Origin of the sequence: Stenotrophomonas sp. 3diitr2024, assembly GCF_042136455.1 — a bacterium.
GTDB classification, from domain to species: domain Bacteria; phylum Pseudomonadota; class Gammaproteobacteria; order Xanthomonadales; family Xanthomonadaceae; genus Stenotrophomonas; species Stenotrophomonas sepilia.
In genome coordinates, this window is record NZ_JBHHMJ010000081.1 from 1 (window position 1) to 359 (window position 359).

1 protein-coding gene is annotated in these 359 nt (G+C 64.1%); it reads left to right on the plus strand.

What is annotated here, in order from left to right:
• The coding region (locus ABGA94_RS01835) for a GTPase (RefSeq protein WP_375366215.1) at positions 1-359 on the plus strand (359 nt) is incomplete at both ends.

Below are 359 nucleotides of genomic sequence, written 5' to 3' on the forward strand. Positions count from 1 at the left end.
GAAGTGATCCAGCGCCTGCCGGAAGAAGGCAGCGGCGAAGAGCTGGACAACGACCCGAACCGCATCCGCATCGCCTTTGTCGGCCGCCCGAACGTGGGCAAGTCGACCCTGGTCAATCATGCATTGAGCCCGGGCCAGGAACGCAACCTGGAACGTTTCCTCGAGCGCCGGGTGATCGACCGCACCGGCCTGATCCTGGACATCTTCGCCCAGCGTGCGCACAGCGATGCCGAAGTGAAGCATCTGCTGGAGCATGGTGCCGATGGCACGGTGATGACCGAGCGCGAGCTGGCCTATTCGCTGGCGGAGATGGTCATGTCCACGCCGCCGTACCGGAATCTGGGGCAGCACAGCATTCC